22 protein-coding genes are annotated in these 24,881 nt (G+C 57.6%); 11 read left to right on the top strand and 11 right to left on the bottom strand.

Features of this window, described 5'->3' with window-relative positions; genetic code table 11:
* Positions 1-224: 224 nt before the first annotated feature.
* From AC2FIP_RS00110 to AC2FIP_RS00080, 7 genes are all read left to right on the top strand, one after another.
* Positions 225-626 (top strand): MerR family transcriptional regulator, encoded by a 402-nt coding sequence (locus AC2FIP_RS00110; protein ID WP_142632817.1) that lies wholly within the window; start codon positions 225-227, stop codon positions 624-626.
* A gap of 48 nt (positions 627-674) precedes the next feature.
* Positions 675-2,456 carry an acyl-CoA dehydrogenase C-terminal domain-containing protein gene (locus AC2FIP_RS00105; protein ID WP_496749438.1) on the top strand — a complete coding sequence of 594 codons (1,782 nt, stop codon included), beginning with the start codon at positions 675-677 and terminating at the stop codon, positions 2,454-2,456.
* A 51-nt stretch (positions 2,457-2,507) separates the two neighbouring features.
* Positions 2,508-2,720, top strand: coding sequence for a hypothetical protein (locus tag AC2FIP_RS00100; protein ID WP_142632813.1), 213 nt, complete (start codon positions 2,508-2,510; stop codon positions 2,718-2,720).
* A gap of 79 nt (positions 2,721-2,799) precedes the next feature.
* Entirely contained in the window at positions 2,800-3,438 is a 639-nt protein-coding gene (locus tag AC2FIP_RS00095; protein ID WP_496784699.1) for a glutathione S-transferase family protein, read from the top strand.
* A gap of 10 nt (positions 3,439-3,448) precedes the next feature.
* The gene (locus tag AC2FIP_RS00090; protein WP_142632809.1) at positions 3,449-4,660 is read left to right on the top strand and encodes an acetyl-CoA C-acetyltransferase; all 1,212 of its coding nucleotides are present in this window, start codon (positions 3,449-3,451) and stop codon (positions 4,658-4,660) included.
* Positions 4,660-5,148 (top strand): cupin domain-containing protein, encoded by a 489-nt coding sequence (locus tag AC2FIP_RS00085; protein WP_142632807.1) that lies wholly within the window; start codon positions 4,660-4,662, stop codon positions 5,146-5,148. The genes AC2FIP_RS00090 and AC2FIP_RS00085 overlap by 1 nt, the downstream gene beginning before the upstream one ends.
* Positions 5,141-7,342 carry a 3-hydroxyacyl-CoA dehydrogenase NAD-binding domain-containing protein gene (locus AC2FIP_RS00080; protein ID WP_496784697.1) on the top strand — a complete coding sequence of 734 codons (2,202 nt, stop codon included), beginning with the start codon at positions 5,141-5,143 and terminating at the stop codon, positions 7,340-7,342. Before AC2FIP_RS00085 ends, AC2FIP_RS00080 begins: the two co-directional genes overlap by 8 nt.
* A 67-nt stretch (positions 7,343-7,409) precedes the next feature.
* On the opposite strand, the gene AC2FIP_RS00075 is transcribed toward AC2FIP_RS00080, so the two are convergent.
* The 3 genes from AC2FIP_RS00075 to AC2FIP_RS00065 all read right to left on the bottom strand — a co-directional run bounded on the left by AC2FIP_RS00075 (position 7,410) and on the right by AC2FIP_RS00065 (position 9,905).
* Positions 7,410-8,138, bottom strand: a complete 729-nt coding sequence (locus AC2FIP_RS00075) for a Hint domain-containing protein (protein ID WP_496784695.1) — start codon at positions 8,136-8,138, stop codon at positions 7,410-7,412.
* Between the two features lie 187 nt (positions 8,139-8,325).
* On the bottom strand, positions 8,326-8,973 hold the full coding sequence (locus tag AC2FIP_RS00070) for a sulfotransferase family 2 domain-containing protein (protein WP_496696042.1): 648 nt from the start codon (positions 8,971-8,973) through the stop codon (positions 8,326-8,328).
* The gene (locus tag AC2FIP_RS00065; RefSeq protein ID WP_496696044.1) at positions 8,970-9,905 is read right to left on the bottom strand and encodes a DMT family transporter; all 936 of its coding nucleotides are present in this window, start codon (positions 9,903-9,905) and stop codon (positions 8,970-8,972) included. Before AC2FIP_RS00065 ends, AC2FIP_RS00070 begins: the two co-directional genes overlap by 4 nt.
* A gap of 152 nt (positions 9,906-10,057) precedes the next feature.
* Between AC2FIP_RS00065 and AC2FIP_RS00060 the strand changes: the two genes are divergently transcribed.
* Positions 10,058-11,071 carry a hypothetical protein gene (locus tag AC2FIP_RS00060; protein WP_496692449.1) on the top strand — a complete coding sequence of 338 codons (1,014 nt, stop codon included), beginning with the start codon at positions 10,058-10,060 and terminating at the stop codon, positions 11,069-11,071.
* A 6-nt stretch (positions 11,072-11,077) separates the two neighbouring features.
* Here AC2FIP_RS00060 and upp read toward each other — a convergent pair whose 3' ends face one another.
* From upp to AC2FIP_RS00025, 7 genes are all read right to left on the bottom strand, one after another.
* A complete protein-coding gene (gene upp / locus AC2FIP_RS00055; RefSeq protein ID WP_142632797.1) occupies positions 11,078-11,710 on the bottom strand; it encodes a uracil phosphoribosyltransferase in 633 nt (210 codons plus the stop codon).
* Complete coding sequence (locus tag AC2FIP_RS00050; RefSeq protein WP_496784692.1) at positions 11,707-12,693, bottom strand: adenosine deaminase; 987 nt, start codon at positions 12,691-12,693, stop codon at positions 11,707-11,709. Before AC2FIP_RS00050 ends, upp begins: the two co-directional genes overlap by 4 nt.
* On the bottom strand, positions 12,690-13,901 hold the full coding sequence (locus AC2FIP_RS00045) for a phosphopentomutase (RefSeq protein ID WP_496784691.1): 1,212 nt from the start codon (positions 13,899-13,901) through the stop codon (positions 12,690-12,692). The genes AC2FIP_RS00050 and AC2FIP_RS00045 overlap by 4 nt, the downstream gene beginning before the upstream one ends.
* Positions 13,898-15,205: a thymidine phosphorylase gene (locus tag AC2FIP_RS00040; RefSeq protein WP_496784690.1), complete on the bottom strand. Its 1,308-nt coding sequence runs from the start codon at positions 15,203-15,205 to the stop codon at positions 13,898-13,900. The genes AC2FIP_RS00045 and AC2FIP_RS00040 overlap by 4 nt, the downstream gene beginning before the upstream one ends.
* Before the next feature lie 4 nt (positions 15,206-15,209).
* On the bottom strand, positions 15,210-15,602 hold the full coding sequence (locus tag AC2FIP_RS00035; protein WP_142632791.1) for a cytidine deaminase: 393 nt from the start codon (positions 15,600-15,602) through the stop codon (positions 15,210-15,212).
* Between the two features lie 102 nt (positions 15,603-15,704).
* Entirely contained in the window at positions 15,705-16,796 is a 1,092-nt protein-coding gene (locus AC2FIP_RS00030; RefSeq protein WP_142632789.1) for a cupin domain-containing protein, read from the bottom strand.
* Complete coding sequence (locus AC2FIP_RS00025; RefSeq protein WP_496692455.1) at positions 16,771-17,463, bottom strand: hypothetical protein; 693 nt, start codon at positions 17,461-17,463, stop codon at positions 16,771-16,773. The genes AC2FIP_RS00030 and AC2FIP_RS00025 overlap by 26 nt, the downstream gene beginning before the upstream one ends.
* Before the next feature lie 186 nt (positions 17,464-17,649).
* On the opposite strand from AC2FIP_RS00025, the gene AC2FIP_RS00020 reads away from it, so the two are divergent.
* From AC2FIP_RS00020 to AC2FIP_RS00010, 3 genes are all read left to right on the top strand, one after another.
* On the top strand, positions 17,650-19,923 hold the full coding sequence (locus tag AC2FIP_RS00020) for an NADP-dependent malic enzyme (protein WP_142632785.1): 2,274 nt from the start codon (positions 17,650-17,652) through the stop codon (positions 19,921-19,923).
* 265 nt (positions 19,924-20,188) lie between these two features.
* The gene (prpE, locus tag AC2FIP_RS00015; protein ID WP_496784688.1) at positions 20,189-22,078 is read left to right on the top strand and encodes a propionate-CoA ligase PrpE; all 1,890 of its coding nucleotides are present in this window, start codon (positions 20,189-20,191) and stop codon (positions 22,076-22,078) included.
* Positions 22,079-22,151: 73 nt separating this feature from the next.
* Positions 22,152-23,591: an amidase family protein gene (locus tag AC2FIP_RS00010; RefSeq protein WP_496784686.1), complete on the top strand. Its 1,440-nt coding sequence runs from the start codon at positions 22,152-22,154 to the stop codon at positions 23,589-23,591.
* A 262-nt stretch (positions 23,592-23,853) separates the two neighbouring features.
* Here the strand turns inward: AC2FIP_RS00010 and AC2FIP_RS00005 are convergent, their stop codons facing one another.
* Positions 23,854-24,615, bottom strand: a complete 762-nt coding sequence (locus AC2FIP_RS00005; protein ID WP_142632779.1) for an NAD kinase — start codon at positions 24,613-24,615, stop codon at positions 23,854-23,856.
* Between the last annotated feature and the right edge of the window lie 266 nt (positions 24,616-24,881).

Here is a 24,881-nt window from a genome sequence, read left to right as displayed (position 1 = left end):
ACCCTTTCAGCATGCTTTTTCGTGTTTGGAAAATTGCATCTGGAAGGTGATCTGACGTGACGTCCTGAAATTCCCTGCAGTAGAAACCTTGACGCGAACGGAAGTTACGTCAACTTATTTGTGACGCAGCGTTCGCGTTACGTGAACGGCATCTACGTGCTGTAAGACGCGCATCGACTGCGCAAATCAGCTTAACGAAGGCCAGTTGCAAGAGTGCAGAAACCATGACCGAAGATCTGATGACCATTCGTGAAATGTGCGAGACCTATGATGTAACGCCGCGCACATTACGATTTTACGAGGCAAAGGAACTTTTGTTTCCGATCCGCGAAGGGCAGAAACGACTGTTCACCAAAAGCGACAGGGCGCGTCTCAAGCTGATCCTGCGAGGCAAACGCTTTGGCTTCAGCCTGGAAGAAATTCGCCAGCTTCTTGATTTGTATCACGTAGGTGATCAGCAGGTTACGCAGATGACCCGCACCTATGAGATCGCGTGCGAGCGGCTTGCCGATATGGAATCCCGGCGTGAAGAGCTGACCCAGGCCATTGACGATCTAAAAGAACAGTTGAGATGGGGCGAGAAAGTGATCGCCTCGATCAAGAGCGACAAAAAGGCCGCAGAATAACCCCGGCGGCACCCACCCACCGGACAAGCGAAACTAAGGAAGTTCCCAATGCCCGTATACAATGCACCAACCAAAGACATGCAGTTCGTATTGCACGAAGTGCTCAATGTATCGGGATCGGACATCCCGGGTTATAGCGAGCTTGAACCTGATTTTACCGGCGCTGTTCTAGAAGAAGCCGGTAAGGTGGCGACAAATGTTCTGCACCCGCTGAATACAATCGGTGATACCGAAGGATGTCGTCTGGAAAACGGTGTGGTATATACCCCTACTGGCTTTAAAGACGCATTCGGTCAGATGAAGGAAGGCGGCTGGACCGGCTTGGACATGCCCGAAGAATTCGGCGGCCAGAACATGCCTTATGTCATCGGCTCTGCCGTGGCCGAGATGTTTTCCGCCTCGAACCAGGCGTTCACCATGTATCAAGGTCTGACCCACGGCGCAGCCTCGGCCATTCTGGCGCACGGCACCCAAGAGCAGAAAGAAACCTATCTGCCGAACATGGTTAGCTGCGATTGGACCGGCACCATGAACCTGACCGAACCGCATTGCGGCACCGACCTGGGTCTGATGCGCACCAAGGCTGAACCGCAGGCGGATGGCTCCTACAAGATTTCCGGTCAGAAGATCTTTATCTCGGCTGGTGAACACGACATGGCCGACAACATCATTCACCTGGTGCTGGCCAAGATCGTGGGCGGCCCCGAAGGCATCAAGGGTGTATCCCTGTTCATCGTTCCTAAATTCATGGTGAACGAAGATGGCAGCCTGGGTGAACGCAACGGCGTATCGGTCGGCAACATCGAAGAAAAGATGGGCATCCACGGCAACTCGACCTGCGTCATGAACTATGACGAGGCAACCGGCTATCTTTTGGGCGAAGAGCATAAAGGCATGCGCGCGATGTTCACCATGATGAACGAAGCTCGTATGGGTGTAGCCATGCAGGGTCTGTCCCAGGCCGACGCGGCCTATCAGAACGCGGTGGAATATGCCAAGGACCGCCTGCAGGGCCGCGATGTGACCGGCGCGAAAAATCCGGACGGTCCAGCCGATCCGCTGATCGTGCATCCCGACATCCGCCGCAGCCTGATGGATCAGAAGAGCTTTACCGAGGGTGCCCGTGCCTTTGTTCTGTGGGGAGCCACCATGATCGACAAGGCCCACCGCTCTGGTGACGATGACGCCGATGGCTTGATCTCACTGCTGACGCCGGTCCTCAAAGGGTTCCTGACCGACGAAGGCTATGACATGACGGTCAAGGCCCAGCAAGTCTATGGCGGCCACGGCTACATCGAAGAATGGGGCATGTCGCAATATACCCGCGACGCCCGGATCGCGATGATCTACGAAGGCGCAAACGGCGTTCAGGCGCTTGACCTTGTGGGCCGTAAACTTGCCCAGGATGGCGGCAAACACGTCATGGCGTTTTTCGAAATGGTCAAAAACTTCTGCAAGGAAAACGCAGGTCAGAACGAAGCCTATGATACGGCGTTTATCGAACCGCTGAAAGCGGCCTCCAAGGATCTGCAGGCCGCTGCCATGTACTTTATGCAAAGCGGCACCAAGAACCCCAACCATGCGCTGGCTGGGTCGAATGACTTCATGCACATGTTCGGTCATGTCTGCCTGGGCCTGATGTGGGCACAGATGGCAAAAGCCTCTTATGCCGCACTTGAAGCCGGGACTTCGGACACCGAGTTCTACGAGACAAAGATTACCACCGGCCAGTTCTACATGGTGCGTCGCTTGCCAGCCACCGGTCTTCATCTGACACGCATCCAGAGCGGTGCGGATACTGTCATGGGCCTGGACGCGGCAAGCTTCTGATCTCTGACCGGCCCCAAACCATCTTGGGGCCGGCCATTCGAAAGGCTCGATATGCCAAAACGATTTCGCCTGACTCGCCGTTTCCCGGTCGCCATGACCGAGGACGGCTATCGCAAACTCAGAGGGTTCGCGCGCGAGGCTGGTCTGGACGAAGGTGAGGCACTGTCATTCCTGTTCGAGAACTTCAACAGCGTCATCGACGAAGAGAGCCTGACGCACCGTTTGCGTATCTTCAATTCCGAACTTGAAGAGCGCAAACGATAAGAAAACAGACCCGCCCAAAAAAGGGCGGGCTACATGATACAGCACATCGCACTGACTCATGTGCCAAGGGAGGCAAATGATGACCATCAAACTGCATTGTTTCGGCGTCAGCGGAAACTCGTACAAGGCGGCGCTGGCTCTGGAGTTATCAGGGTTAGAATGGGAAGCCGTCGAAGTCGACTTCTTCAAAGGAGTGACACGCACTCCCGAATTTCGTGCCACTGTCAACGAAATGGGTGAAGCGCCCGTCATGACTGATGGCGACTTTCGCACCAGTCAGTCCGGGGCCATTCAGACTTATATAACTGAAAAGACAGGCATGTTCGGAGGAAAGACGCAGGAAGAGAAATACGAGGTACTGCGCTGGGTGCTGTGGGACAATCACAAACTCAGCTCGATGGCAGGCCTGACCCGTTTTTTGATCAACTTTCTGCCGGAAGAACATCGCAACCCAGATGTGATCGCATTCAACCAGGGTCGCCTGAAGGCTGCGTATCAAGTCCTGGATGCACATCTGAACGGTCGCGACTGGATCGTAGGGGACGGTGTAACCAATGCTGATCTCAGCTGCTGTGGCTATCTCTACTATCCTGAACCCTTCGGCTTTGACCGCACCGAATGGCCAAATATCGACGCCTGGCTGACACGCTTGTCCCAGCAGCCTGGCTGGAAACACCCCTACGACCTGATGCCCGGCTCTGTGCCGGATCGAGCTTAAGGAGAAAACTATGACCGACGCATATATCTATGACGCCCTGCGTACTCCGCGCGGCAAAGGCCGCAAGGATGGCAGCCTGCACGAGCTGACTTCGGCGCGCCTGTCCTCGCTGACATTGAACGCCGTAAAAGAGCGGAACAATCTAGAGGGCCACGCCGTAGAGGACGTCATCTGGGGCAACGTAACCCAGGTTATGGAACAGGGCGGCTGTCTGGCACGAACCGCAGTGCTGGGTTCTGATCTGGATGAATCGATCCCCGGGCTGGCGATCAACCGGTTCTGCGCCTCGGGCATGGAAGCTGTGAACCTGGCGGCCAACCAGGTCAAAGGCGGCGCAGGCGACGCCTATATTGCAGGCGGGGTCGAGATGATGGGCCGTGTTCCGATGGGCAGCGATGGCGCTGCGATTGCGGCTGACCCTTCACTGGCGATGAACACCTATTTCGTTCCGCAGGGTATCTCGGCTGATATCATTGCGACCGAATACGGGTTCACACGCGATCAGGCTGATGCGCTGGCGATGGAATCGCAGCGCCGTGCAAAAGCTGCGTGGGACGACAACCGGTTCTCGAAATCGGTCATCACCGTTAAGGATCAGAACGGCCTGACCATTCTGGACCATGATGAATACATGCGCCCCGGCACGGACATGCAAAGCCTGGGTGGCTTGAACCCCGCATTCCAAATGATGGGCGAGCAAATGCCCGGCTTCGACAACGTCGCAAAGCTGAAATACCCGCATCTGGAAAAGATCAATCATATCCACCACGCGGGTAACAGCTCGGGCATCGTGGATGGTGCGGCGGCAGTTCTGATCGGCAACAAGGAATTCGGCGAGAAATACGGCCTGAAGCCGCGCGCACGCATCAAGGCCACGGCCAAGATCGGCACCGACCCCACCATTATGCTGACCGGTCCGGTTCCGGTGACCGAGAAAATCCTCGCCGACAACGGCATGAAAATCAGCGATCTCGACCTGTTCGAAGTGAACGAAGCCTTTGCCTCGGTTGTTCTGCGCTTCCAGCAGGCATTCGATGTCGATCCGGCTTTGGTCAACGTCAATGGCGGCTCGATCGCAATGGGCCACCCGCTGGGCGCGACCGGCGCGATGATCATCGGCACCCTGCTGGATGAGCTTGAACGTCAGGACAAGGAAACCGGGCTGGCCACGCTTTGCATCGCATCCGGCATGGGTGCAGCAACGATCATCGAGCGCGTCTGATGCCCAAGCTGGATCTCTCTCAGATTCCGTTTCAGGGCGGCTCGGCCTATCCCGGCAAGCTGGCCGAGGCGACCGCAGGCCGTTTTGTTCAGCGCCTCGGTGATGCGGGCGGGCTAACCCAGTACGGGGTCAACATCGTACGGCTTGAACCGCAAGGCATGTCCTCGCTGCGCCACTACCATATGGAGCAGGACGAGTTTGCAATCATGCTAAGCGGCACCTGTACGCTGATCGACGACGATGGCGAGCATGAAATGCAGCCCGGCGATTGCGCCGCATGGCCCGCAGGTGAAGCCAACGGCCATCACCTTGTGAACAACACCGATGCGCCTGCGACCTTTCTGGTGGTGGGCACACGGACCCCGAACGAGACCGGCTATTACAGCGACTTAGACATGATGGTGAAGGATGATGAGAACGGATTCTCCTTCACCCGGAAAGATGGCAGCCCGCTAACGGCTGACCAGATTGGAGATGACAATGACTGATTTCACTCTGAGCAAAGGCGCGGACGGCGTCGCCATTATCACCTGGGACGTCCTAGGAAAGTCCATGAACGTGATGTCTTTTGACGGCTTCGCACAGTTGAGCGATTGCATCGATCAGGCACTTGCCGATGACGAGATCAAAGGCATCGTTATCACCAGCGGGAAAGAAGGTTCGTTCGCCGGTGGCATGGACCTGAACCTGCTTGCGGTGATGAAAGAACAGGCGGGCGACAACCCCGCCAAGGGCCTGTTCGAAGGCACCATGAATATGCACGGCGTGCTGCGCAAGATCGAGCTGGCGGGCATGGACCCCAAGACCAAGAAAGGCGGCAAGCCGATTGCAACCGCCCTGCCCGGTACAGCCGCAGGCATTGGCATGGAACTACCGCTGTCGACGCACCGCATCTTTGCAGCCGAGAACCCAAAGGCGAAATACGGCCTGCCTGAAATCATGGTTGGCATCTTCCCCGGCGCTGGTGGCACCACCCGTATGGTCCGCAAGGTCGGTGCGATTGCAGCCGCTCCGCTGTTGCTGGAAGGCAAGATGCTGGACGTCAAAAAGGCGAAAAGTGCAGGCTACATCGATGAGATCGCCGAGGATCCAGTTGCCGCAGCAAAAGATTGGGTGCTGAACGCCAAAGATGCGGACATTGTGAAGCCTTGGGATGCCAAGGGTTACAAAATGCCCGGTGGCGCGCCTTACCACCCTGCCGGTTTCATGAATTTCGTCGGCGCCTCGGCTATGGTGAATAGCAAAACCCAGGGTGCGTTCCCTGCCGCCAAGGCGTTGCTAAGCGCTGTTTACGAAGGTGCACTGGTCGATTTCGACACCGCGCTAAAGATCGAAGCACGCTGGTTCACCTCGGTCCTGCTGAACCCGTCATCGGGTGCGATGATCCGCTCGCTGTTCCTGAACAAGGAAGCGCTGGAAAAAGGCGCTGTACGTCCTGCGGGCGTACCGGATCAATCGGTCAAGAAGATCGGTGTTCTGGGCGCAGGCATGATGGGTGCGGGTATCGCGCTGGTATCGGCGCAGGCCGGTATGGAAGTGGTTCTGGTCGACCGCGATCAGGAAGCCGCAGACAAAGGCAAAGCCTATACCGAAACATATCTGGACAAGGGTATGAAGCGCGGCAAGGTTACGGCTGAAAAGAAAGAGGCCATGCTGGGCCGCATCACCGCGACCCCTGACCTTGATCATCTGAAGGGCTGTGACCTGATCATCGAAGCCGTCTTCGAAGACATGGGCGTCAAGGCCGAGATGACCAAAAAGGTCGAGGCGATCATCCCCGAGGACTGCATCTTTGCCTCGAACACCTCGACCCTGCCGATCAGCGACCTGGCCAAAGCGTCTGTGCGCGCGGATCAGTTCATCGGCATCCACTTCTTCTCGCCCGTCGAAAAGATGTTCCTGGTCGAGATCATCAAAGGCAAGGAAACCGGTGATCGCGCGGTGGCCAAGGCGCTGGACTATGTGCGCCAGATCCGCAAGACGCCGATCGTGGTCAACGATGCCCGCTTCTTCTACGCCAACCGCTGCATCATTCCCTACATCAATGAAGGTGCCCGGATGGTGACCGAAGGCGTCAGCCCGGTTCTGATCGACAACGCGGCACGCCAGTTGGGCTTCCCTGTCGGGCCTATCCAGCTGACTGATGAGACCTCGATTGATCTGGGTGCCAAGATCGCACGCGCGACCAAGGCCGCGATGGGCAACGAATATCCTGAAAGCCCGTCCGATAATCTGATCTTCTGGATGGAAGAACAGGGCCGTCTGGGCCGCAAGGCAAACGCGGGCTTCTTCGACTATGACGAAAAAGGCAAGCGCGTCGAATATTGGAAGGGTCTGCAGGACAAGTATCCGCTGGCAGAGGATCAGCCCGACCTGATCGAAGTGCAGGAACGCCTGATGTTCGCTCAGGTTCTGGAGGCCGTCCGCGCATTGGAAGAAGGCGTTCTGGAAGACATCCGCGAGGGTGACGTCGGCGCAATCTTGGGCTGGGGCTTTGCACCTTGGTCAGGTGGCCCACTGAGCTGGCTGGACATCATCGGCACCCCTTATGCGGCCGAGCGCTGCGATCAGTTGACCGCACAATATGGGGAACGGTTTACCTGCCCGCCGCTGCTGCGTGAGATGGCAGATAAAGGCCAAAGCTTCTACGGGCGTTTCAACCCCGAAGCCAAGGCTGCCTAAACAGTTGGTGCTGGCGTAAGAGACCTTACGCCAGCACCCTGCTTGTCGTGTTTGGTTGGTCTGCCGTTCAGATCACTGGGAGAGGCCGGCCCGGACGACCCGGGCGACGCGCGCCCCTGCTGGGTCTCAAAGGGACAACTTGTTCCAGTGAGATGGGTGCAGGCAGCGCACCCAACGGGTTGGCAAGGGCTGCCACGCGGCCCTCGGTTCGTATATCTTCGACCAATTCCGCCGCTGTTTCGCTTTCGGCAATTTGATTGCCCGCACTTGTGCCGCTGTGGCCGCCGAAACGCCCTGACGGGCAGAAGGCGCGCATGCCGCCTTCCATATAGACCACTTCATCCTCGTCAAAGAACAGTGCACTGACATCGAATGATGATGCCGGGACGTCCGACTTGATGCGGAACAAACCGCTCAACTTTCGTGCTGCCACGACAGTCAGATCTGCGGTGCCATGCTCCAATGCTATACCCTGTTCAGGCATGATCCAAATCGTACCCGGGCTGTCGACGGCACTTGGGGGTACGCGGACTGGCAAATACTCGATCCGACTTTCTTCAGTAGGAATCGAAATCGTATCGACAGAAATGCGCCTTACTGCCTTAAAGCCGTTCTCGACTGTCCGGATCAGATCACCAGGCTGAATGTCTTCAATCGGCGTCCAGCCGTCGACAGTTGCAACCCTGGTCCCGTGGATCAAGCCGCCACGGCGCGCGTTCAGTTCTACTCTGGTTTCGAATTGTGTCCGGCTTTCCGGAACATCTGAAATACCCATGTCACTCACTACTTCAAACACGTGCCTCCCCCCCTGCTGGCACCAAAAACAATAGATATTCATTAGCATCCAAACCGATCACGCGTCCAAATTTTGACACATTTGAGCCTGATTTGGGTCCCAAACCCCGTTGGACAACGCTAAAAACGGAACAACGATCTGTAATCGCCCGGTATTAAGTCCCGCAGGGAAACGATATTTCTGTCATCTAATCAAAAGAGTATCCGAATCTGTCTATATCTTCAGCGCAAGCCTCGGCGATGGCCTCCTGTGATGCGGCTGAATAATAGCTGCGGTAGTCTTGTGACCGCTCTGATCGGTTCAAATGCGGCAGCGTGATCCGAAACCCCAAATGGTCGAACAGAGGCTCTGCCCCCTGATCAAAGGCTTCGAGCCTGATGAAATGCTGGCATTGTTCAATACCATCGGCTCGCGTCACGTAGTGCCGCGCCGGATGCTGACGGAGCGACTGTTGCGTCGCGGGATGGCAGACAAATCCTTCAAACGAATGGGCGCGGGCCAGCGCGATTGCGGGATGATCAAAGCCTTGCACCTTGAGCCAGTGATAATAGCTGACAAGCCGATCCCAGGGATTTCGGACCAGAGTAAAGACTGTCATCCCCGAAAAGTCATCCGGTGAAAGAACACCTTCGATATCGGCGAGGGTTGAATGTTTCCAAAGGCGGCCACGCGCCGATAGCTGTTTGATCCGCCTATTGCGTTTCTTTGCCTTGGGCGTATCTCCCAGCAAAATATCATCCTTCATCGCGCGCTGTTCCAAAGCCAGCGACAAAGATGTCCCTCCAGTTTTGGGAATGTGGACGAAGATATAAGAGCGACCGCGCGAAATGATCACGATGCGGCCTCTGTAGCGGCGGGACGCGTGGACCGCCAGGCCAGCAGAACTCCGGCCGTTGCGATCAGGCATATGCCGAGGATCTGCAGAACACCGATATTCTGCCCAAAGACCCTCCAGGCGAACAAGGGTCCAAATATCATCACCGAATATTCAAACACCGCCACATAAGAGGTCTCACCGATCTGATAGGATTTGATCAGCATGAATACCGCAATCGTTGAACCAACAGCCTGCGCAATAATCCATGGAAGTGCCGGTCCCATCTGCCAGACCCAACCTCGGGTGACGAACCCGTCCGGCCCAGCGACCGGAGCCACTGGGAAAAGAGAAAACACGATTAGTCCCAACGCTCCAGCCAGTCCCAAAGTCACCACCATTGCCGCCAGCAATGCCGTCGTGCTCTCCTGCGCGCAGTGGCTTCGGGTGATGACTGAACTGAACGCGTAGAACAGCCCTCCGGCGACCGGCAACAGCGTTTTTGCATCAAACTCGCCGGGATTCGGCTGCAACACGCACAAAATCCCGGCAAACCCTACTGCAACGGCCAGAATACGCCATGGGCCTATCCGTTGCTTCATGGCGACGGTTGTAATCAACAGCACAAAGATCGGCGACGTGAACAACCCTGCCAGCGCCTGAGCAATCGGCATCAGCGCAAGCGAGGCAAAATAGAACAACATGGCCAATGTGATGAGAACACTACGCAGGATCACGGGGCCAAGCCTAATCGGGCGCAAGCGGCCCAGCCCAAGCAGTGACAGACCCATTATCAGTGGTAGCATGAGCAGTGCCCGGCTGAAATGGAACTGCCACAGACCGATCGTTTCGGCCACCAAGATGACCACATTATCAATCACGCCGATGATTGCCATAGCACTGACCATCAGCACCGAGGCCAAAACCGGTGAAGTCTGGGTGTCCGCCTGCATCATTTTCCCCGCGGCATGATGGAGAGCGGTAACAGAATATTCCGCTCGTCTAGGTATCCAGCACATTTCCTGAACGTCGCGCAACAGGTTTGCGCCGGTTGAATTTAGCGTGTTAAGCTGGCTCCAATTAAGAACGAGCAGACATCACCCCGATGACGGCACTGAAACAGTTCCAGCGGATCGAAGCCACCGGTCTGTGGCGCCCCTCGCCCGATGTTCAGCGGCGCGAGGTTGTTGTGTCGATTGGTGAAGCGACGCTGACGATATCGGATTTCAACGACCGGGCCCTGACGCATTGGTCGCTGGCTGCGCTAGAGCGCCAGAACCCCGGTGTTTTCCCTGCAATTTACCACCCGGATGGCGACCCACAAGAGACGTTGGAACTGGCCCAATCCGAAACCACGATGATCGAAGCCATTGACCGTCTGCAGCGTGCCATCGACTGGTCACGCCCCCACCCCGGGCGTTTGCGGTGGTTCAGCGTGGCCGGGGTTGTGGCTGCTGTGGCCGCGCTCATGCTGTTGTGGTTACCGTCAGCGTTACAAAACCATGTCGTATCCGTCGTTCCCGAAATCAAACGTATCGACATCGGCGACACAATCCTGAGGCGCATCGAAAGAGTGTCAGGCCGCGCCTGCGTGTCCGAGGGCACTCAGGAAGCACTGGATCATCTGGCGGCAAGAACGGGCGTGCGCGCAATTGTTATCCTACCCGCCGGAGTACAGACCAGCCTGACCCTGCCGGGTGGAATTGTCCTGTTGAACCGATCTCTGGTCGAAGATCACGAAGACCCCTCGGTCGTGGCCGGGTACATCCTTGCGGAACGTGCACGTGTGCAGGCACAGGACCCACTGGATGATCTGCTGGACCGTACCGGCATCAGATCTGCGTTCCGCCTGCTGACAACCGGTGAGCTGACACCTCAGATTGTCGACAGTTATACCGAAGAAGTTCTATCAGAACCCCGTCCGGCTGTACCCGACGAGAACCTGCTGGAAATTTTTGCCGAGGCAGCTTTGCCCTCAGTCCCCTTTGCTTATGCGACGGACGTCACAGGTGAAACCGTGCTGGGCCTGATCGAGGCCGACCCGATGGCGGGCCAGCCCCTGCAACAGATACTTCCAGATCGCGAATGGGTCCGGCTGCAGAATATCTGCGGCGGATAAGCCCGCTTACTTGGTCCCGAACATCCGGTCACCCGCATCGCCCAAACCTGGCATGATATAGCCTTTTGAGTTCAGCTCACGGTCCAGTGCGGCGGTGACGATGTGAACATCCGGGTGCGCCTCTTTCATGCGGGCAACACCTTCGGGGGCGGCCAACAGGCAGAGGAAACGGATATCCGTCGCGCCAGCCTCTTTCAGCAAATCAATCGCAGCGGCCGAGCTGTTGCCGGTTGCCAGCATCGGGTCGACGGCTATGACCAGACGGTCCTTCAGCCCCTCGGGGGCTTTGAAATAGTACTGCACGGGCTTCAAAGTCTCTTCATCGCGGTACAGGCCAACAAAGCCAACACGGGCCGAGGGGATCAGTTCCAAAACGCCGTCCAGCATTCCGTTACCGGCGCGCAGGATAGAAACCAGCGCCAGTTTCTTACCTGCCAGGATGGGGGCGTCCATCTCTTCCATCGGGGTTTCAATATGCCGGGTGGTCAATGGCATTTCCCGCGTGATCTCATAGGCCAGCAGCAAGGTGATCTCACGCAGCAACTGCCGGAATTCGGCGGTCGAAGTGCCCTTGTCCCGCATGAGCGTCAGTTTGTGCTGCACCAACGGGTGGTCGACGACGGTCAAGTGTTCGCTCATGATATCTCCAGTCTTTTCTTGACCCGCGCACGGGTCGCTTCATCGCAAAAAGCCGCATTCAGGGCGGTTTCATTCAGGGCGGCAAAATCCTCGGCCTCCCAACCGAAAGCTTTGGCCAACATGTCATATTCACGCCGCATTGTGGTATGGAAAAACGGCGGATCGTCGGTGGACACGGTGACCTTGACACCTGCCTCGCGCAACTTGGAAATCGGGTGGCTGGCAAAGTCAGGAAACAGGCCCAGAACCACGTTCGAGCCCGGGCAAACCTCGAGCGTCACACCACGATCAACGATCTCATGCACAAGGTCGGGTTCTTCGATCGCACGCACGCCATGGCCGATGCGTTCAACTCCCAGATCACGGATCGCATCGCGGACACTATCCGGCCCGCCGAACTCTCCGGCATGGGTGGTCAGGCGCAGTCCGGCCTCGCGCGCGCAGTCAAACGCCCACTTATAGTCGCCCTGAACCCCCATGGATTCATTGCCCCCCATACCGAACCCAGTAATCCAGTCGCCAGCTGTTTCAGCGGCACAATATGCACTGAGCTTGGCCTGTTGGGGTCCGAAATGCCGGACACAGGTCACCACGCCGCGCAGAGTGATATCGTATTTCCGCTCGGCTTCATCAGCGGCATCCTGAATGGCACTTAGATAGTCGCGCCAGGCCACCAAATCGCCACCGCCACAGAAATCGGGGCTCAGAAAGCTTTCCGAATACACCACCCCATTCGCCGCGCTTTCTTCAAGAATAGCCAACGTCAGACGGCGGAAATCCTCGGGCGATTTCAGCACCTCACAGGCGGCCTCATATACGCTGAGGAAATGGGCGAAATCCCGGAAATCATAAGACCCGTCATGTTTGAAAATCCCGCTCAGGTCGATGCGCTTTTCATGCGCCAGCTGACGGATGAAGGCAGGCGGCGCGGCACCTTCGTGATGCAAGTGCAGTTCGATCTTGGGTAGGTCAGCGACAGTCATAGAAAGCTCCGCCCCGGCCCTTGTGCCGGGATATTCAGGTGATGTGCGATACTGGCGGCAATGTCGGCGAATTTGACCTGACCGATCTGCCCCGCACCCTGCCCTGCAATCAGGACAGGTACTTGCTCACGCGTGTGGTCGGTGCCGATCCAGCTTGGGTCATTGCCGTGATCAGCGGTCAACAACATCAGGTCATCGGGGCGCAACCGGGTCAGAATTGCACCTATCTCTTGGTCAAACCATTCCAGCGCGCGGGCATAGCCGCTGATGTCGCGCCGATGGCCATAGAGGCTGTCGAACTCGACAAAATTAGCGAATGTCAGGCTGCCCTCTTCGGCCTCATCGACCAGATCGGACAGATGACCCATCAACTCGGCGTCTGACCCCTTGCGCAGCGTGTCGATCCCCTGCATCGAGAAAATGTCACCGATCTTGCCCACCGCATGAACCCGGCGGCCCGCATCCTGGCACCAGTTCGTCAGAACCGGAGCGGGCGGCACGATGGCAAAATCCTTGCGGTTGGTCGTGCGCGTGAACCCCTGTTCGGGCGAACCGACAAAGGGCCGCGCGATCACGCGCCCCACTTTCATCTGGTGCAAACGTGGGGCCAGCGCGCGGCAGAGGTCAAGCAGACGGTCTAGGCCGAAACTATCTTCATGCGCGGCGATCTGAAAGACACTGTCGGCCGAGGTATAGCAGATCGGCCAACCGGTTCGCATATGCTCGGCCCCCAATTCGGCGATGATCGTGGTGCCCGAGGCGTGGCAATCCCCTAAAATCCCTTCGGTTCCGGCGGCCTTGGCTGCGGCCTTGCTCAGATCAGCCGGAAATGATGGTGTTGTATTGGGAAAGTAATGCCAGTCCCACGGCACAGGCAGCCCTGCTAGCTCCCAATGCCCCGATGGCGTGTCCTTGCCCGGTGAATCCTCACAGGCGCAGCCCCACAGACCTGTCGGCTGGGCCAGCAAACCCGGCGCTTCCGCACCCGAGGCCAGCCGTGCCGCAGCACCCAACCCCAGCGCATCCAAATGCGGTAGATGCAAAGGCCCGGATCGCCCCTCTTCCGCCTGACCTTGCGCACAAGCCTGCGCGATATGGGCCAGAGTGTTTGCCCCAGTATCCGGCATGTCGCCATTAAAGAACTGATCAGCATCAGGCGCGCCGCCGATACCCACAGAATCCATCACCACAAGGAAGGCGCGGCTCATGGCGTGATCCTCTCGTGGACAAGGGATGGCACCACTGGTTTACCCGTTCCAAGCGTGATCGCCTTTTGAACAGCATCAGCCGCACGTCGCGCGGCATCCTCGCGGGCGGCATGGACGACAGCCAATGGAACGCCTTTTTCGACCCGGTCGCCCAGTCGCACCAGATCTGACAGCCCGACTGCAGGGTCGATCACATCGCTTTCAACCTGACGTCCGCCACCCAATTCGACAACCGCAAGGCCCAGAGCCTCTCCGTCTATCGTGGTTACATAGCCCGCAGCGGGAGCGGACACTTCGAGGATCACGCTGGCTTCGGGCAAATAGCGCGACCAATCGTCGACAAAGTGAATGGGTGCCCCAACTGCGGCCATCATGCGGCCAAACCGTTCTGCGGCACGGCCATCGCGGATGACCTTGGCGATTTTGTCCCGGCCTTCTTCCGAAGTGGCAAACATACCGGCGTCAGCCAACAGAACCCCACCCAGTTCGGCAGAGATCACAGCCAACGGCGCGTCAGGCGCTTGGGTCAATACCTTCATGACCTCATCCACCTCAAGTGCATTGCCCAGCGCAGAGGCAAGCGGCTGGTTCATATCGGTTATGACTGCCGAAGTCCGACACCCTGCAGCGTTGGCGGTTTCCGTCAGCGCCTGTGCCAGATTGCGCGCGTCATCAAGGGTTTTCATAAAGGCCCCACTGCCAACCTTAACGTCCAGCACCAGTGCATCCGGGCTGGCTGCAAGCTTTTTCGACAGGATCGACGCGGTGATCAGGTCGAGGCTTTCAACTGTCGCCGTGACATCCCGAATGGCGTAAAGCCGTTTGTCCGCCGGCGCGATTTGCCCGGTGGCCCCGACGATGGCCGCCCCCGTTTCGTTCAGCACCTGCACCAGTCGGTCCTGGCTGATCTGGGTGGTCACACCGGGGATGGATTCAAGTTTGTCCAACGTGCCGCCCGTATGTCCCAGTCCCCGGCCAGAAATCATTGGCACATAAGCCCCAAGCTCGGCCAGTGCGGGGGCGAGTACCAGGCTGACGCTGTCGCCCACACCCCCAGTCGAGTGTTTATCGATTACCGGACCTTCCACATCCCAGTTCAGGACATCGCCGCTGTCGCGCATCGCAATGGTCAGATCGGCGCGGCCCTGCGCGCCCAACCCGCCCATGCAAACCGCCATGGCAAAGGCCCCTGCCTGCGCGTCACTGACCCCACCATCGGCAAGCCCCTGGGCAAACCAGTGCAGTTCCTCGGCGGAGGGTATATCCTTGCGGCGCAACTTTGCGATGATCGAGCGGGCGTCCATGGGGTCAGACATCCTCCATATGCGAGGCGTCAAATGCGCCTGGCAGCAGATCCCCGATAGTGGTCTTCAACTCCGCCCCGTCCAAGCTGGCCAATACCACCTTGACGTCACGCTTGCCGAACTCGGCCAGTTTCTGGCGGCACCCCCCGCACGGCGGTACTGGCTGAGGAGACGACGCGACCACGTAAACCTCGGTCAGTTCCTGCTCGCCAGCAGCGACCATGGCGGCAATGGCTCCGGCCTCGGCGCAAGTGCCTTCGGGATAGGCCACGTTTTCCACATTGCAACCGGAGTAGATCTGCCCCGACAGGGACCGGATCGCCGCGCCGACCTTGAAATTGGAATAAGGCGCATAGGCGTTTTCCCGCACGGACAAGGCTGCGTCTTTCAAGCTCATGGCGATTCCCCATTTTTTGATCATCTGGTCAGAAAGTCATACCCTAAATGAAAGCCCCCGGGGAATTGAAGCCCCGAGCGCAGAATTCCTGAGCCAAAATGCTTAATCCAGAACCGTATTGAACACGCCAGGCAGCGTGACCTCAAGCAGTTCAACATCATCGGTCGGATCAGACAGGCGTGTCCGCATGCCCGGTGGAATGACAAAGGCATCACCTTGTTCCAGCCGATACGGGTCGCGCCCCTCGCCTTCGAGCGTCAACTCACCGTTCATAACGAAGGTGAAATGAATATCGGTATCATGTGTAGCCCAGGCGGTGTCACCCTGCCCCCGACGCACCACCTGAACGCCTGCGACACCCATCGTGTTCTGGGCAATCGTGGTGTCGCGACAGATGTAGCCCGGCAAACGGAACGGCCCCCATTCTGCCCCCTCGGCCCGGTTGTAGACAAAGCGCTGGCCCTGCCATTCGCGATCCGGGCGGTATTGCGGGGTCGGCAACTGCATTTCGTGGTCGATTTCGGTGACATGTTCGGCAGGAACACCAATTTCGATCACCTGCACATTGTCCGATGCTTCCAACACACGATGACGGATTTCGGGCGGCTGGATAAAGCAATCACCGGCGGTCAGGCGCATCTTGTCGCCCTGATCCTCGTAAACCACATCGACCCAGCCATGGATGCAGAAAATCAACTGAAACCCGACCTTGTGGAAATGCACCATGTCTGGAACCGGACCGCCATCAGGAATGCGGATATGGCTGGCAATGATCGACCCGCCCAAGCGATCGGGTACCAGATCGCGATAATGCATTCCGGCGCGCCCGATGACCCACGGGGCCTGATCCTTGAGTCTGCGCACGACAAAGGAATGCACGGTATCCGGCATCACCATCGGCGGGTTCAGCTCATCAATTTCGACACGCGTCCCGTTCGGCGCGACCAAACTGCGCTGGCCAGCCGCAAACTCATCCGGATTTTCGGTCAGAATGCGCAACATTCCGGGCGCCTCGGGTGCATCCTGTTCGATCCGTAATCGCAATCCATGCCCCGAGAACACGGCGACCCGAGGGTCATCAGCCGGATAGATCATATCCATCCGCATCCCCAGTACCTTGGTAAAAAACGGGATGTCGTCACGTAATTCCTGCGTCGGCAGACGAATCTCAGCTTTGGTCTGATTGCTGGTCATTCAAGTTCTCTTCGGTCGTGGCTTTGGGCCATCCGATCAGAACAGAAGCCAAAATGCCAATCGAAAAGAACATCTCAAGCGTTTCTTCCAACACAAACAAACGCATGATCATCTGGTCCGACAGGTCGTCTTTCAGTGCGCCACTGACCTCTTCCAACCCCTGTGCAACCACCGCACACATACCGGCCAGAAAGAACACCATTAGAAACGGGACCCGTTGCTTGAACGCACGCCACCCGTTTGGCACCCCGTGCCAGAGCAAGCCTCCCAGAACCAAAACAGCCAGGATGACGCGAACCGCGTTCATATCAAGCAGCGTGTCCAGCCCATTCAGAATCCCATATGGCAGGCTATCTACGGCATAGATATCCGCAGCTAGTTCGCGCTCTGCCAGCAGCAAACAGACGAGACCGATATAGAGACGGGAAATCCCGCGATACCGGAAAAGCGCAATGCCCCCGGCCAGAACAAGCGCCGCGGCCGAAATGGATTCGAACGGGCCGCCCTCATGGCTGAGGGACATCGCCTGCACTGGCCAGATACAGAGGACCACCAAGATCAGCAACGCAACACCAATCGCTGCACGAAACAGCGGCTGGTCCAGCCCAAAGGACCGCTTGGTATCGGTTGTGACGGGTATCGACTGAGATTGTTTTTCCGGGGTCATCTTGGGCCTTCGATCTCCTGTGGAAGCGGTGCCGAATATGAAGATGCGAGACCGTAACCATATTGGAACAAAATTCAACCTACGGCCGTGTTTGGCAAAAATCCATTTATGAAGTGACGTCACGTAGCCAAGGCGCCAGAAATAGTTTAACCCTTCAACCAAATTCGGAACGGAGATGAATTGCCTATGTCTGACACTCCCAACCTGCGACAGGCCGCGCTTGATTATCACGCTCACCCAAAGCCTGGAAAGCTCGAAATCAGGGCTACGAAACCCATGGCCAACGGTCGGGATCTGGCGCGCGCCTACTCGCCTGGCGTCGCCGAGGCCAGCCTGGAAATCAAGGCCGACCCATCCAACGCCGAGCTTTACACTGCGCGGGGCAATCTTGTTGGCGTGGTCTCGAACGGAACAGCAGTGCTGGGCCTGGGCAATATAGGCGCTCTGGCTTCAAAGCCGGTGATGGAAGGCAAAGCGGTTCTGTTCAAGAAATTCGCAGGGATCGACTGTTTCGACATCGAGGTTGACCAATCCGACCCCGAAAAGCTGGCCGATATCGTTTGCGCGCTGGAACCCACGTTCGGTGCGATCAACCTTGAAGACATCAAGGCACCCGATTGTTTTATTGTCGAAAAACTGTGCCGCGAGCGGATGAACATCCCCGTTTTTCACGATGACCAGCACGGCACCGCAATCGTCGTGGGCGCCGCTGCCAAGAACGCGCTGTACGTTGCCGGGAAAAAGTTCGAGGATATCAAAATCGTCTCGACCGGCGGAGGCGCGGCTGGGATCGCCTGCCTGAACATGCTGGTGAAGCTGGGTGTGAAACGCGAAAACATCTGGCTGTGTGACATTCACGGGCTTGTCTATGAAGGGCGAGCCGAGGACATGAACCCGCACAAGAGCCAATTCGCGCAAAAGACTGATCTGCGCACGCTGGATGACGTGATCGGGGATGCCGATCTGTTTCTGGGGCTTAGCGGACCGAATGTCCTGAAACCCGAAATGGTCGCGAAAATGGCCAACAGACCAATCATCTTCGCGCTGGCCAACCCGACGCCCGAGATTCTGCCGGACGCAGCTCGCGAAGTGGCCCCCGATGCGATCATCGCAACGGGTCGCAGTGATTTTCCCAATCAGGTGAACAACGTTCTGTGCTTTCCTTTCATCTTCCGGGGCGCCCTGGATGTTGGTGCGACCGAAATTAACGACGCTATGCAGATCGCCTGCGTGGACGGTATCGCTGATATGGCCCGGGCAACGACCAGTGCAGAAGCCGCCGCCGCCTATAAGGGCGAGCAACTGACATTCGGACCTGACTATCTGATCCCAAAACCTTTTGACCCGCGCCTCGTCGCTGTTGTGTCCTCGTCAGTGGCCCGGGCGGCTATGGACAGTGGCGTTGCCAGGCGTCCGATTCCAGATATGGAGGCCTATAAAGAGCGCCTGAACCAGACGGTTTTCAAATCCGCCCTGATCATGCGCCCGGTTTTCGAGGCCGCAGCAGCTGCGTCGCGCCGCATTGTATTTGCCGAGGGCGAGGACGAACGTGTGCTGCGTGCCGCTCAGGCCATTCTGGAAGAAACCACGGAAACACCGATCCTGATCGGACGTCCCGAAGTCATCGAAGCGCGATGCGAGCGCCTGGGCCTGACCGTGCGTCCCGGCGAGGATTTTCAGATCGTGAACCCTGAACATGACAATCGCTACTATGATTACTGGACCTCATATCACCAGATCATGCAGCGCCGCGGTGTCACCCCTGATCTGGCCAAGGCCATCATGCGCACCAACAGCACAGCCATTGGGGCGATTATGGTCCAGCGTGGCGAGGCCGACAGCCTGATCTGCGGAACCTTTGGCGAATACCGCTGGCACCTAAGCTATGTCGAACAGGTGTTGGCCAATGGCGACCTGCGCGCACATGGCGCTTTGTCTCTGATGGTTCTTGAGGACGGCCCCTTGTTCATTGCCGATACACATGTGCGGCAATTACCAACGCCTGCAGAGCTTGCCGAAACCACCCTGGGCGCGGCCCGTCATGTCCGGCGTTTCGGGTTGGAGCCAAAAATCGCGTTCTGTTCGCAATCTCAATTCGGCAATCAGGCCGAAGGCTCGGGCAAGCGCCTGCGGGCCGCTTTGGAGATTCTGGACTCGGAGCCGCGCGATTTCACATATGAGGGTGAGATGAATCTGGACGTAGCGCTTGACCCGGAACTGCGGTCGCGCATTTTCCCGCATTCACGTCTAGAAGGTGTCGCCAACGTCCTGATATTTGCCCACGCAGATGCCGCCAGCGGTGTGCGCAACATCCTGAAGATGAAGGCCAACGCGCTGGAAGTTGGCCCGATCCTGATGGGTATGGGCAACAAGGCACATATCGTGACCCCCTCGATCACCGCACGCGGGTTACTGAACATGGCGGCGATCGCAGGAACGCCTGTCGCTCATTACGGGTAAAGGGTCACGGATCCCCTCCGGGCACCGAAACAGGTGCCCGGACTGATTCCTTCATATTTGCACCAATACATTTGCAGTTTTGCAAAACTGTGAATTCGGCGCGCAAAATCCATAAATTGCCGACAGGTTTGCAAAAATTTGCAGGGAAATTCTTATACATCTGCAAATATTTTGCGATAAAGTGACGCCCCGTCACTTCGACCGCTTGTCTGCCCCCTATACCCCGCCCTAGACACGGTGCAGGGATTTTTCGGAGGAGACCAAAGTGGCATATCAGGACGTTTACCAGAGCTGGAAATCCGATCCAGAGGCATTCTGGATGGAAGCTGCAAAAGGAATTGATTGGGTTCGGCCACCCAGCAAGGCTTTGTTTGACGACAATGCTCCTCTTTATGAATGGTTCTGTGATGCCAGGGTCAACACCTGCTGGAATGCAGTTGATCGCCATGTCGAGAATGGTCGCGGTGAACAGACGGCCATCATCTATGACAGCCCAATCACCCACACCAAGCGCGAGATCTCATATGTCGAACTGCGCAATCGGGTCGCTACTTTGGCCGGGGCATTGCGGGCAAAAGGTGTCGAAAAGGGCGACAGGGTTATCATCTATATGCCGATGATCCCCGAAGCGCTTGAGGCGATGTTGGCCTGTGCCCGGCTGGGTGCGGTGCACACGGTTGTGTTTGGTGGCTTTGCAAGCAACGAATTGGCGGTCCGTATTGATGACGCCAAACCAAAAGCAATCATCGCCGCTTCTTGCGGGATGGAGCCGGGCCGTGTGGTGCATTATAAACCGCTGCTTGACGGTGCCATCGAACTTGCCAGCCACAAGCCCGATTTCTGCGTGATATTCCAGCGCGAACAAGAGGTTGCGCATTTGATCGAGGGGCGTGATTTCAACTGGCACGGGTTCCAGTACGGTGTTGAGCCTGCGGAATGTGTTCCTGTCGATGGCAATGATCCAGCTTATATCCTGTATACATCGGGCACGACCGGAGCGCCCAAAGGGGTCGTACGGCCGACGGCCGGCCATCTGGTCGCCCTGAACTGGACGATGAAGAACATCTATAACGTGGATCCCGGCGACGTGTTCTGGGCGGCTTCTGATGTCGGCTGGGTCGTTGGCCACTCATATATCTGCTACGCGCCGCTGATCCACGGCAACACCACGATAGTGTTCGAGGGCAAGCCGGTTGGAACCCCAGACGCGGGCACCTTCTGGCGGGTGATATCCGAGCATAATGTTCGCAGTTTCTTCACTGCTCCCACCGCAATCCGCGCGGTCAAACGTGAAGATCCCAAGGGGGAATTAATCCCTGAATACGACCTCTCCTGCCTGCGAGCCCTGTTTCTGGCCGGAGAGCGGGCGGATCCCGACACGATCGAATGGGCCAAAGACGCGCTGAAGGTTCCGGTCATCGACCATTGGTGGCAAACCGAAACCGGTTGGACCATCGCGGGCAATCCGCTGGGGATTGAAGAGCTGCCAACCAAGCTGGGCTCACCTGCCAAGCCGATGCCCGGCTACGACGTGCAGATTCTGGACGAAGGCGGCCACCCGATGAAACCCGGAGAGCTGGGCGCGATTGCGGTAAAGCTGCCCCTGCCCCCCGGCACTCTGCCAACGCTGTGGAACGCCGAAGACCGGTTCAAAAGCTCGTACCTGAATCACTTTCCCGGATATTATGAAACCGGCGATGCGGGCATGGTTGATGAGGACGGGTACCTCTACATCATGGCGCGCACCGATGACGTGATCAACGTCGCGGGCCATCGTCTGTCCACCGGCGGCATGGAAGAGGTTCTGGCCGCGCACCCTGACGTTGCCGAATGCGCCGTGATCGGTGTGTCGGATCAGCTGAAGGGCCAGATGCCGGTTGGCTTCTTATGCCTAAATGCGGGCTGTGATCGGGACCATGGGGACGTCGTTCAGGATGTCGTCAAGTTGGTTCGCGAAAAGATCGGACCGGTCGCTGCCTTCAAGCTGGCCGTGGTTGTCGATCGCCTACCCAAAACGCGGTCGGGCAAAATATTGCGCGGGACCATGGTCTCGATTGCGGATGGCAAGGACTACAAGATGCCCGCCACCATCGACGATCCGGCGATTCTGGACGAAATCACCGAAGCCCTGAAATCCATAGGCTACGCCCAGTAGAATATCGGCACAGCTGCCGCCTCTTGCAACCTGACACTGGGCCTCTACTGTCTGACCAAGACAGTGAGGCCCCATGACAGTGACCGACATCTGGCGTCTGAGCGCCACCGATCTGACCGCGTTGACCCGCAACCGTAAACTCAGCGCGGAAGAGGCCGCAAAAGCCGCAATCGAGCGGATGCATCAGGTCAACCCTTCGTTGAATGCGGTTGTCGAAGATCTGAGCCTGCAGGCGCTGGACCGTGCGCGATATCTGGACAAGGCGGTCGGTGGCGGAGAGCAGCCCGGCCCCCTGCATGGTGTGCCGGTCACCATCAAGATCAACGTCGATCAAAAAGGACATGCGACCTCGAATGGGGTCGTTGCCCTGAAAGACGTGATCGCCCCGGATGATGCGCCGGTTGTATCCAACCTGCAAAAGGCGGGCGCCATCGTCATCGGTCGCACCAACACGCCCGAGTTTTCGTTCCGTGCTGACACAGACAACGAACTGCACGGCCGCACGTATAACCCCTGGGGGCGTCATATCTCGCCCGGGGGATCTTCTGGTGGCGCGGGCGCGGCTGTGATGGCTGGGATCGGTGCGCTGGCCCATGGCAACGATATAGGGGGCAGTCTGCGATTTCCAGCCGCCGCCAATGGGGCGGTCACCGTCAAACCGGGTCTGGGTCGTGTTCCGGCGTGGAATCCCAGCCAATCGGCAGAACGGGGCATATTGGCACAATCGATGTCGGTGCAGGGTCTGATCACGCGCTCCGCAGCGGACCTGCACCTGTCCATGCCCAGCTTGATCGCGCCCGATCCGCGCGATCCGTTTCACGTGCCGATGCCGTGGCGGGGTGAGGACCAAACCGGCCCGATCAAGGTCGCCTTCACCAAGCAGACCTTTGGATACGATTTGCATCCCGAAGTCGACAAGGCTCTGGATACTGCATGCGATGCATTGATCGATGCAGGCTATGTAGTGGAAGAGGTCGCACCACCCGATATCTTTGAAGCTGGTCGTGGTGGGTACCGCGCCCTGATGGGTGAAGTTCTGACCTTGTTGAAAGCCGATATCGAGGCTGCGGGATCAAAAACAATCCGCGACATATTCGAGGTCTACTTTCAGGAATTCCCACCCATAGTTGGCACAGACCTTATCGAAATGCTGGCCAAGCGCAGCCACTATGCGCGCGAGTGGTCTCTGTTCATGCAAAACTATCCTCTGGTCCTGTCACCATTCCTGCCACAGCCGTTCTTCAAACCGGACCGAGATACCGAGGGCGCCGAGGGCGTGCATGAAGTTCTGGGCTGTGCGGTCTATTCCTATGCGATGAACTTCATCGGCCTGCCCGCGGCATGCGTTCCGGCGCGGCTGGCCGAGCTGCCGCATGGGCCGCAGCCGATCAACATCCAGATCGCAGCCCGCAGATGGCGCGAGGATATGGCCGTAGACGCCGCCGCGGCGATCGAAGACCGGGTGGGGCAAATGTGCCTGCCATTGTGGAAGAAAATGGGAACGTCCTTCTAAATAGACGTTGTCCAAAAAAATTGACCCCGGGGTTTTGTACCCGGGGTCCGCTTTCTAAAATATGCCTAGAAATCCGATAACGAGCGTAGCACCACCTACCCTCGCCCGCACATAAACTGCACGTTCATTTCGAAACCGCCGTTGATGGCCACTCACTTCCACCATGGCGTGTTCTCCAGGCAAGTTCACAGTACCTTAATGTTAATCGGATTCGTGTGAACTGGTTCACACAAGCGCGATTAATTCATACCTGGCCTTTCATTTAGGTGAACTGCTCCGAAATCAGACGCTCTTCCAGGCCGTGGCCCGGGTCGAACAAGATACGGTGCCGGATCGCCGGTTCAGATCGAATTTCGACCCAATCAATATCCGGAAATGAATTTGAATCCGCATCCGCCATGACCGGCCGCTTATCCGCATCCAGCACATCGAAGCGCACCTGGGCGATTTTGGGCAGCAGCGCCCCCCGCCAGCGTCGCGGACGAAAGGCTGCAATCGCTGTCAGAGCTAGAACATCCGATCCAATCGGCAGGATTGGCCCATGCGCGGAATAGTTATAAGCCGTCGATCCTGCTGGCGTTGACAGCAAAGCGCCATCGCAAACCAATTCATCCATGCGCACGCGACCGTCCACACTGATCCTCAGCCGCGCCGCCTGAGGGCCTGCCCTTAGCAAAGAGACCTCATTGATGGCTAGCGCCTCATGAATCTTGCCGGACTGATCCATCGCGCGCATTGCCAGCGGGTTGATGACCTCTTCTTCAGCGGCGGAAAGACGGTCCATCAGGTCTTCTTCGTGGAACTCGTTCATCAGGAACCCGATTGTTCCACGATTCATGCCATATACGGGCGTATCGAGGTGCTGCATGTTGTGCAAAGTGTGCAGCATAAAGCCGTCCCCACCCAGCGCGACAATTACACCGGCATCACGCGGCGCCGCATTGCCATAGCGCCTGACCAGTTTGTCGCGTGCGGTTTGAGCCACCTTGGCGTCGCTGGCAAGAAAAGCGATTCTTTGAATCATCTATTGTGGTTTCCAGTGCTGCACATTTGGTTCCGAAACAATCATACCTTTCCCCTATAGACCAGACTTGACGCCACCGCTGGCCAAATCGTCGCTTTAAGCCTTTTGCCGATGTCCCGTTTCCGATAGGAAATCCGCAAGAAATCCCAGCATTGTGGAGCCCCCATGAACGCCAATCTACGTGATACCGGTTTTTTCACCCAGTCTCTCTCAGCGCGCGACCCAGAGCTGTTCGGCTCGATCACGTCCGAACTGGGCCGTCAGCG

The organism is Ruegeria sp. CDSB114, from assembly GCF_059611025.1.
Note: the sequence above shows the minus strand (reverse complement) of the source record. Positions and strands in the feature narration are given on the sequence as shown.